The sequence below is a fragment of the Hallella faecis genome (assembly GCF_018789675.1).
Classification (GTDB): Bacteria; Bacteroidota; Bacteroidia; order Bacteroidales; family Bacteroidaceae; genus Prevotella; species Prevotella faecis.
In genome coordinates this window covers 38,286-48,693 of the sequence record NZ_JAHKBE010000019.1, presented here as the reverse complement: position 1 = coordinate 48,693, position 10,408 = coordinate 38,286, and the positions used below count along the sequence as shown (strand labels likewise).

At 52.6% G+C, this 10,408-nt stretch carries 7 protein-coding genes; 6 read left to right on the top strand and 1 reads right to left on the bottom strand.

Annotated features, from left to right (window positions below; translation table 11 throughout):
• Positions 1-712: 712 nt before the first annotated feature.
• Positions 713-1,231 carry an outer membrane beta-barrel protein gene (locus KM934_RS06320; RefSeq protein ID WP_215759777.1) on the bottom strand — a complete coding sequence of 173 codons (519 nt, stop codon included), beginning with the start codon at positions 1,229-1,231 and terminating at the stop codon, positions 713-715.
• 744 nt (positions 1,232-1,975) lie between these two features.
• Between KM934_RS06320 and greA the strand changes: the two genes are divergently transcribed.
• The 6 genes from greA to KM934_RS06290 all read left to right on the top strand — a co-directional run bounded on the left by greA (position 1,976) and on the right by KM934_RS06290 (position 10,407).
• Positions 1,976-2,440 (top strand): transcription elongation factor GreA, encoded by a 465-nt coding sequence (greA, locus tag KM934_RS06315; RefSeq protein ID WP_215759781.1) that lies wholly within the window; start codon positions 1,976-1,978, stop codon positions 2,438-2,440.
• A 240-nt stretch (positions 2,441-2,680) separates the two neighbouring features.
• Positions 2,681-3,349, top strand: a complete 669-nt coding sequence (gene clpP, locus KM934_RS06310) for an ATP-dependent Clp endopeptidase proteolytic subunit ClpP (protein ID WP_215759776.1) — start codon at positions 2,681-2,683, stop codon at positions 3,347-3,349.
• Between the two features lie 10 nt (positions 3,350-3,359).
• The gene (clpX, locus tag KM934_RS06305; RefSeq protein WP_215759775.1) at positions 3,360-4,625 is read left to right on the top strand and encodes an ATP-dependent Clp protease ATP-binding subunit ClpX; all 1,266 of its coding nucleotides are present in this window, start codon (positions 3,360-3,362) and stop codon (positions 4,623-4,625) included.
• 31 nt (positions 4,626-4,656) lie between these two features.
• Positions 4,657-6,879, top strand: coding sequence for a DNA helicase RecQ (gene recQ / locus KM934_RS06300; protein WP_215759774.1), 2,223 nt, complete (start codon positions 4,657-4,659; stop codon positions 6,877-6,879).
• Positions 6,880-7,247: 368 nt separating this feature from the next.
• Entirely contained in the window at positions 7,248-8,732 is a 1,485-nt protein-coding gene (gene guaB, locus KM934_RS06295) for an IMP dehydrogenase (RefSeq protein ID WP_215759773.1), read from the top strand.
• A 253-nt stretch (positions 8,733-8,985) separates the two neighbouring features.
• Entirely contained in the window at positions 8,986-10,407 is a 1,422-nt protein-coding gene (locus KM934_RS06290) for a peptidylprolyl isomerase (RefSeq protein WP_215759772.1), read from the top strand.
• Position 10,408 lies beyond the last annotated feature (1 nt).

Genomic DNA, 10,408 nt, shown 5'->3' with positions numbered 1-10,408 from the left:
ACAGTTTTGGGTTAGCATCTGCACGGCCTACTCCACAGGGTTTGTCGGGTGCGCCAGATTTGCCGCAAATACGCGATTCTTAGCGTGTTTTTGTAATACGTTGAAAACCAGTGTTTTATGCTTATAGTTCCATATTCAGCACTCCGTATTTTGCATTTCGTCTTGCCGTTAGGCATCTTTCGTGTTGCGAAACATGCCTGAAGGCAAGATGAAAGACGGTCTTTCGTGTTGCGGTTTGGCGTCTTTCGCAACTCGATACATGCCTAACGGTAACCGCATGGCTCATTTGGGCCGCTCCCGTTCTGTAAAAACGACGTTTTCGCTCTCTGGTTCATCCAAAATCCCAACACAACTTTTTGGCAATAAAACATAACAATCCGTCCCTGGCGCTTATGAGAGATAAAAAGAACCCCGACTATCTGTCGGAGCTCTGCGCTTCAACTTTTATGCTCGGAAAAGTACTGAGCAAAACAACTATGGCTTATTCCTCAGTTCTTCTATCAAGTCGTTAACGATATATGTATCGCTCGTAAGATGCAACTCCAATTCTTTGTCGTGTAGCATACGTCAGAATCCTGTGTATACGTCACGAATCCTATGGCATGCGTCATGAAATCCTATGGCTTCTCCCTTGGAATAGAAAAACAAAGAACCGGCAATGTGTTTTGTGAGACACGTTGCCGGTTCAGGTTGTAAAATATATAGTTTCTTTTTAGAAGCTGTATCCAAGACGGAAATAAACTCCGTTGAGCTTGCTCTTGCCATCGTCGAAAACGTTGGTAAGTCCGAACTCATAGCCAACCTTCAGAGAGAAGTCCTTGTAGGTTGCCTTTGCGCCAGCCTGCCAGCCCATAGAGAAAGTCTTTTCTCCTTCAGCATCGTCTTTTACAACCATCAAGTCAGCGTAAGGACCTGTGAGGATACCTAATTTGAAGTCGTCGTTCTTCAGGAAGTTCCAGCCAGCGTTTGCGTCAATCTGAATGAAGCCCGGATCCCAGTCCTTGCATCCCTTTGTTGTGTAGGCAGCACCTACGCTCCAGTCGAAAGCGTTGCAGATAGGTGCGGTGTAGTCGACACCTATGTTCAGGAACTTAGCCTCAGAGTCAGGACTTGTGCCGTCCGTGCTCATGCTGGAAATATTAGCACCATACCATACGGTAAAATTCTTCTGTGCACTTGCAGACATGACCACCATTGTGAGGAATGCTGCCAAAAATAAAATTCGTCTCATTGTTTTTTGTTGTTTTAAGTTAAAGATTAAAATGTTACTGATGCAAAGTTATGAATAAATTCTTATCCCCACAACACGACTTTTGGACGATTGGGCTCAAACGGATTGGGCGACGCCACAAGCGGTTGGAATTAGTGCTTAAGTGTTTTTTTATAACGGCAATCAGCTAATTATAGATTAACCTTAATTCCGCAACACTATTGTAAATTAAACCTTTTAAGTACCTGAGCAACAAAAAGTTCTTGCTTTGGCAAGCGGCAGAGCCGAGCGCCCGGGATTTTGCCATGTCGAAGAATTCACTTATCTTAGTGTTGCAAAAATAAACAAGCAAAACTCTGATATGACATGGCGAAGAAACAAATAATTCAGTAATGAGAGGACGTGTACACGCAAAAAGGACGTTGAAGGGCTTAGTTGCGGATTTGAGGATATATACTTTTCATTTGAAACCTCGCGCGTTATTCAAGTTAAACATCAAAAAATCGACCGCCATAATTTGCTAAGGTTATGGGAGCCGCCATATTTCTCAAAATAGGGCGTCTTGGCGGTTTGCTATAGCGAAGCCTTTTGCCGATTGAAGAAAAATGGCTACTTTTGCATAGAGTAGGGGGCTGCTTGCGTAAGGTGGGTGGTCCTATGTGGTGCCTCGTTTTCGTTAAGCCAGATGGGGGGCGACGCTTGCCTCAGAGCTACCATGGCACGAAAACGAAGGAAAAAATGGAAAAAAACAAGGAGAACAACTATATGGAATACATGTCACAGGAAGGATACGACGAACTCGTGGCCGAGTTGCGCCAGTTGGAAACGGTGGAGCTGCCGAGGGTGCGCGACGCCATTGCCGAGGCCCGCGACAAGGGCGACCTGAGTGAGAACTTCGAATATCGCGCCGCTAAGCGCGAGCAGTGGCGCCTACTCGGGCGCATACGGTTTAAGCAAAAGGTGCTGGAGCATGCGCGCGTCATCGACAAGTCGCGGCTGCAAGCCGACTGCGTGGGCCTACTGAGCAAGGTGAGCATCACCAACCTGGGCAACAACCGCAGCATGACCTACACCATCGTGAGCCCACACGAGATGAACCTGCGCGAGGGCAAGATCTCCATCAAGTCGCCCGTTGGGCAAGCGTTGCTGGGCAAGCGCAAAGGCGACGAGGTGACCGTGCGCGTGCCCGCAGGCCTCCTCAAGCTGCGCATAGAGAATGTGGAACTCTGACGCCGTTTCGTGAGCGTCATGCGCTCCAAAAGAGGAGACGCTCGCGGGCGGAATACAGCCAGAAAGAAAAAAAACATAAAAATAACACATTAACATTCGAATATCGAGTTTTTTTATTATCTTTGTAAAAGATAGCCCGATAACAATCGGCTGGCAAATGGCATGGTCTTTGCTAAGCATTATATAATAAAAGGTGGAAACCGCCATTTTGTCTTATTATTAAAAAGGAAAGATTGACAGATGAACAACGACTTTAGAAAGTATGCCACGCAACATCTTGGCATGAACGGCATGGTACTCGACGATGTGGTGAAAGCGCAGAACCAGTACCTCAACCCTTATATCCTGGAGGAGCGCCAGCTCAACGTAACGCAGATGGACGTGTTCTCGCGCCTGATGATGGACCGCATCATCTTCCTCGGAACGCAGATCGACGACTACACGGCCAACACGCTCCAGGCGCAGCTGCTCTATCTCGACTCGGTGGACAACGGAAAGGACATCTCCATCTACGTGAACTCGCCGGGTGGTGTGGTGACGGCCGGACTGGGCATCTACGACACCATGCAGTTTATCTCGAGCGACGTGGCCACCATCTGCACCGGTATGGCCGCTTCGATGGCCGCCGTGCTCCTCGTATCGGGCACAGAGGGCAAGCGCTCAGCATTGCCCCACAGCCGTGTGATGATCCACCAGCCGCTCGGAGGCGTGCAGGGACAGGCATCGGACATCGAGATTGAGGCGCGCGAGATCATGAAGATGAAGAAAGAACTCTACACCATCATATCAAACCACTCGCACCAGACCTACGACAAGGTGTGGCAGGACAGCGACCGCAACTACTGGATGACAGCCGAGGAAGCCAAGGAGTATGGCATGATCGACACGGTGCTGACAAGAAAGAAGTGAGACGAACAACATGAGAACAAGTAAGAAGAAATGTAGCTTCTGCGGAAGAAGTGAGGACGAGGTGAGGCTGCTCATCAACGGCCTCAATGGCTATATCTGTGCCGACTGCGCCGTGCAGGCTTACAACATCGTGAAGAGCACGGGAATGGCCGGACTGCTCGACGATGAGGACAACGAGCTGCCCGCAAAACACACACCCTATAAGCCCAAGGGCAAGGTGCCCAAGCCACGCGAGATCAAGGAGTATCTCGACCAATATGTCATCGGACAGGACGACGCCAAGCGCACGCTCGCCGTCTCGGTGTATAACCACTACAAGCGTTTGCAGCAGCCCGACGACGAGGATGGCGTGGAGATCGAGAAGAGCAACATCATTATGGTGGGATCCACGGGTACGGGTAAGACCCTCCTGGCACGAACCATCGCCAAGCTGCTCGACGTGCCGTTCACCATCGTCGACGCCACGGTGTTTACCGAGGCCGGTTATGTGGGCGAGGACGTGGAGAGCATATTGAGCCGCCTGTTGCAGGTGGCCGACTTCAACGTGGAGGCCGCTGAGCGCGGCATCGTCTTCATCGACGAACTCGACAAGATTGCCCGAAAGAGCGACAACCCCAGCATCACGCGCGACGTGAGCGGAGAGGGCGTGCAGCAGGGACTGCTCAAGCTCCTCGAGGGTACCATGGTCAATGTGCCGCCTAAGGGCGGTCGCAAGCATCCCGACCAAGACTACATCCACGTGAACACAAAGAATATCCTGTTTATCTGCGGTGGCGCCTTCGACGGTATTGAACGCAAGATCGCACAGCGGCTCAACACGCATGTGGTGGGTTACAACTCGGTGCAGGCGGTGCGCAATGTGGACAAGAGCGACCTGATGAAGTACATCCTGCCGCAAGACCTGAAGTCGTTCGGACTCATCCCCGAGCTCATCGGTCGTCTGCCAGTGCTCACGCACCTCAACCCGCTCGACCGCGACGCGCTGCGACGCATCCTCGTGGAGCCCAAAAACTCCATCGTGAAGCAGTATGTCAAGCTCTTCGAGATGGACAAGATTGCGCTGACGTTCACCGACGAGGCGCTCGATTTCATCGTCGACAAGGCGGTGGAGTATAAGTTGGGTGCAAGAGGACTCCGCTCAATCGTCGAGGCGGTTATGATGGACGCCATGTTCGACGTCCCCTCACGCCGTGTTAAGAAGTTTGAGGTGACACTCGAGTATGCCAAGGGCCAGCTCGATAAGGCTCACCTGGAGCAACACAAGGAGTCTGCTTGACCGCAGGTCATTAAAAGCAACTACTACCACAATGGAAGACAATCTCATTAAACCCCTGAAGCAGTATTTCGGCTTCGACAAATTCAAGGGAGACCAAGAGGCCGTCATTCGTAACCTTATGGATGGCAACGACACCTTTGTTCTCATGCCCACCGGAGGCGGCAAGAGCCTGTGCTACCAGTTGCCATCGCTGCTCATGAAGGGCACGGCCATCGTGGTGTCGCCACTGATCGCCCTGATGAAGAACCAGGTGGACGTCATCAACGGACTGTCGGAGAACGACGGCCTGGCCCATTACATGAACTCGTCGCTCAACAAGGCGGCCATCAACCGCGTGGTGAGCGATGTGCAGTCGGGTAAGACTAAACTGCTGTACGTGGCTCCCGAGTCGCTCAACAAGGAGGACAACCTTGCGTTCCTCGAGTCGTTTGAGATTTCTTTCTTTGCCATCGATGAGGCTCATTGCATCTCCGAGTGGGGACACGATTTCCGGCCCGAGTATCGCAACATCAGGCCCACCATCGACAAGATAGCGAAGTTCCGGGGCATCGACAAGATTCCCGTCATAGCGCTTACGGCGACGGCTACCGACAAGGTGCGCTCCGACATCAAGAAGAGCCTGGGCATCGTCGACGCCAAGGAGTTCAAGAGCTCGTTCAACCGCCCCAACCTCTATTATGAGATCAGGCAGAAAGTGAGCGAGGAGGACACCGACAGCCAAATCATCCGATTCCTCAGGCAGCACGAGGGCAAGTGTGGCATCATCTACTGCCTGTCGCGCAAGAAGGTGGAGGAACTGGCGCAGAAGCTGCAGCTCAACGGCTTCAAGGCCGCGCCCTACCACGCCGGACTCGACACCGAGGTGCGAACGATGACGCAAGACGACTTCATCAAGGAGGAAATAGACATCATCGTGGCGACCATCGCCTTCGGCATGGGCATCGACAAGCCCGATGTGCGATTCGTCATACATTACGACATTCCCAAGAGTCTCGAGGGATACTATCAGGAAACGGGTCGCGCCGGCCGCGATGGGGGAGAGGGCATTTGCATAGCCTTCTACTCGCCCAAGGACCTGAAGAAACTCGAGAAGTTTATGGACAGCAAGGGCGAGGCAGAGAAAGAGATCGGACGGCAGCTCCTGCAAGAGACGAAGGCTTACGCCGAGTCGTCGATCTGTAGGCGTAAGATGCTGTTGCACTATTTCGGTGAGGCTTATCCCAAGGACAACTGTGGCAATTGCGACAACTGCATGCACCCCAAGCATCCCAAGGAGGCGTCGGAGGCGTTGCTCGTGGTGCTCAGCGCCATCAAGGCGGTGAAGGAAAACTTCGACCAGCCTTACATCATCGACTTCGTGAGGGGCCGACGCACCGACAACATTGTGCGCCATGGGCACGACAAGTTGCCCGAGTTTGGCGCAGGCGAGAAGATCAACGAGGAGGACTCTGCCATTTGGAACCCTGTGATACGCCAGGCCATGATCTCCCATTTCATCCGGAAGGATGTGGAAAACTACGGTTTGCTCAAGCTCACGGCCGACGGCAAGCGCTACATGCAAGACCCGCAGCCTTTCATGGTGGTGGCCGACCGCGAGTTCGACGAGACCGAAGAGGGAGCCGACAATGTGTCGAGCGCTCTCGACGAGGAGTTGTACAACCTCCTGCGAGGATTGCGCAAGGACGAGGCGCGCAAGTTCAACCTGCCGCCATACGTCATCTTCCAAGACATATCGCTCACGCAGATGGCCACCAACTACCCCGTGACCATGGAGGAGTTGCAGCAGATACAAGGCGTGGGACAAGGAAAAGCCAAGAAGTATGGCAAGCCTTTCCTGGAGCTCATCAAGAACTATTGCGAGGAGAACGATGTCAAACGGGCCGACATCATGCGCGTCATCAGTCAGCCCAACAAGTCGATGAGAAAGCAGAAGATCATCGAGCTTATCGACAAGCGCATACCGCTCGAGGAAATCGCACGGGCCCAAGGATACGGATTCGACGACTTGCTCGACGACATTGAGGCCATCGTGTGCAGCGGTATGAAGGTCAATATCGACTATTACCTCAACGATGACGAGGTGATCGACCCTGATGAGGTGGCCGACATCTACGACTATTTCCGTGAGAGCGATAGCGACGACATCGATCAGGCCATTGAGGAAGTCGACATCTACGACGATGAGGACGGACTGACGGCTGAGGAAAAGGTTCGGCTGGTCTTCATCAAGTTCTTCTCGGAAATGGCTAACTGATTTGGCTGCAAGCGTTCAGAGATGATTCATTGACAGGAAATGAGTTGTTCTCGTAACCAACTAACATAAAACTATCCGGTTGCTGAAGGGCGACCGGATAGTTTCGTTTGGGCCCCGACAGTCTCGCAACTTCAGGAGGCCCCGCTCGTGTAGCCCATTTGGAGGAAGTGAAAGCAAACGTGATGAGGGCGGAATGGAAATATCCCATAGCTTCGCCTTTGGCGGGTGTGATGACGTAACTACTCAGCACCCGTAATGACCGAATTCGGTTAAATAGCATTAAACGGAAAAGAAAAATGACCGTGATGGCGGTCTAAGTGGATTTTTATTACTAAATTTGCACGCAATAAATTCCTAAAGTTACATTTATGTCATCATTTGTTGCAGATAAAATTGTAATGGACGGTCTTACCTTCGACGACGTCCTGTTGATTCCCGCTTATTCCGAGGTGTTGCCCAAAGAGGTGACGTTGAAAACACGCTTCTCGCGTAACATCGAGCTGAACATCCCGTTTGTGACAGCTGCCATGGATACGGTGACAGAATCGTCAATGGCCATTGCCATTGCGCGCGAGGGTGGTATCGGCGTTATTCACAAGAACATGACCATCGAGGAGCAGGCGCGCCAAGTGGCCATCGTCAAACGTGCGGAGAACGGTATGATCTATGATCCCGTTACAATCCGCCGCGGTAGCACCGTGGGCGACGCACTCGCCCTGATGCATGAGTACCACATCGGTGGCATCCCCGTTGTCGACGAGGAGAACCATTTGGTGGGTATCGTTACCAATCGTGACCTGCGTTTCGAGCGCAACATGGACAAGACGGTTGATGAGGTGATGACAACAGAGAACCTCGTTACCACGCACCAAAAGACCGACCTTGTGGCTGCTGCGCAAATACTGCAGGAGAACAAGATCGAGAAGTTGCCGGTGGTCGATGCAGGCAATCATCTTGTCGGACTGATCACTTACAAGGATATCACTAAGGCTAAGGACAAGCCTAACGCATGCAAGGATGACAAGGGAAGACTTCGCGTGGCTGCTGGCGTGGGTGTCACAGTCGACACGCTCGACAGAGCACAGGCACTGGTCGACGCTGGTGTCGACGCCATCGTCATCGACACGGCTCACGGACACTCTGCCGGTGTGGTGGGCAAGCTGCACGAGGTGAAGAACGCATTCCCCAACATCGATGTTGTGGTGGGTAACATCGCCACAGGTGAGGCTGCAAAATATTTGGTCGACAACGGCGCTGACGCCGTGAAGGTCGGCATCGGCCCGGGTTCCATCTGCACCACACGTGTGGTGGCTGGCGTGGGCGTACCTCAGTTGAGCGCTGTCTACGACGTGTGCTCGGCACTCGAGGGAACAGGCGTGCCTTTGATCGCCGACGGTGGCTTGCGCTATTCGGGCGATATCGTCAAGGCATTGGCCGCTGGCGGAAGCTGCGTGATGATTGGTTCGCTCGTGGCTGGCACAGAGGAGAGCCCCGGCGAGACCATCATCTATAACGGACGTAAGTTCAAGAGCTATCGTGGCATGGGATCTCTCGAGGCCATGGGCCAGAAGAATGGTTCGAGCGACCGTTACTTCCAGGGTGGCACCAAGGACGTGAAGAAGCTGGTGCCCGAGGGAATCGCCGGTCGTGTTCCTTACAAGGGAACCGTGCAGGAGGTGATCTATCAGCTCGTGGGTGGCCTGCGCTCAGGAATGGGCTATTGCGGTGCCGCCACTATCGAAAACTTGCACAACGCTAAGTTCACGCGCATCACCAACGCTGGTGTGCTTGAGAGCCATCCGCACGATATCGCTATCACAAGCGAGGCTCCTAACTATAGCCGTCACGAGTAATCCGCGCTCCACACCTGCCGCATAGGTCTTCGATGCCAAGTTTCAACTGACGCCGAGCCCTATCGCAATGGTAGCCGTAGCCTATCGCTTGGGGACTCAATGCTTATAACATAGGTTGCAAATGCTTATAGCATAGGTTGCCAACGCTTGCTGGGCGAGTTTCCGTGGATAATTGCTCTATGTGCTAGCAACATTGAAATAACCACTCTCCCTCCTTTCCAAACGGATGGAGGGAGAGCTACTTATAATAAATATGAAGAAGAAACTGTTGTTGGGCGCCATGCTGTTGTGTGGCACCTTGTCTTTTGCGCAAACTTCCGATCCCGTTGTGATGACCATCAACGGAAAGAATATTGCTCGCTCAGAGTTTGAATACTCGTACAATAAAAACAATGCCGACGGTGTGATCGACAAGAAAAGCGTGGCCGACTACGTCGACTTGTTTATCAACTACAAGTTGAAGGTGGAAGCAGCCAAGGCTGCGCAACTCGACACGATGAAGTCGTTCCAGACGGAGTTTGCCGGATACCGCGACATGCAGGTGCGTCCGGCCATGATTACCGACGCCGACGTGGAGGCCGAAGCAAAGAAAATCTACCAACAGACACAACAACAGATTGACAACAACGGCGGATTGGTCAAGGTGGCCCACATCTTGCTGATTGTGAGCCAGAAAGCAACCGCCGATGAGCAGAAGGCTGCTAAGGAGCGCATCGACTCCATCTATGCGGCTCTCAAGGGTGGCGCCAACTTTGCGGAGATGGCAAAGAAGTACTCGCAAGACCCCGGATCTGCCAAGAACGGTGGCGAACTGCCGCTTATATATAAAGGACAAACGCTGAAGGAGTTTGAGGACCAGGCCTGGGCGCTGAACGACGGCGAGATGAGCAAGCCCGTGCTCTCGGCTGCCGGATGGCACATCATTCTGAAGCAAGGCCATCAGAACTTCTATAGCTATGAGAGCCAGCGCGATGCCATCATGAAATATATCGACCAACGTAACCTCCGCGAGCAGATTATCGATAACAAGCTCGACTCGCTGACCAAGGTGGAGCATACCACCAAGGCAGAGCTTCTCAAGGCTAAGCTCGATGAGATGGAGGCCAAGGATCCTACGCTGAAATACCTTATCCAGGAGTATCACGACGGATTGTTGCTCTATGAAATCAGCAACCGCGCCGTGTGGGACAAGGCACAGAAGGACGTGGCTGGCCTGACATCATTCTTCAAGAAACATAAGAAAGACTACAAGTGGGAGCAGCCCCGTTTCAAGGGCATAGCTTACCACACACGCGAGGTGGCCGACATCAACAACGTGAAGAACGCAATCAAGAAGGTGGCGTTTGACGAGTGGGCCGAGGTGTTGCGAAAGACGTTCAACTCCGACTCGGTATTGCGCATCCGTGTGGAGAAGGGCATCTTCAAGAAGGGCGACAACACGCTCGTCGACCGTGAGGCGTTTGGGGTCGATACCATTGTCAAGCCCATGAAGGACTATCCCAATATGGCCATCTACGGTAAGGTGCTCAAGGCTCCCAAGGAGTTGTCGGATGTGAGAGCCCTTGTGGTTGCCGACTATCAGGACTACCTGGAGAAGCAATGGGTGGCTGACCTGCGCAAGCAGTTTGCCGTGAAGGTGAACGAGGATGTGCTGAAAACAGTGAACAAGCATTAAC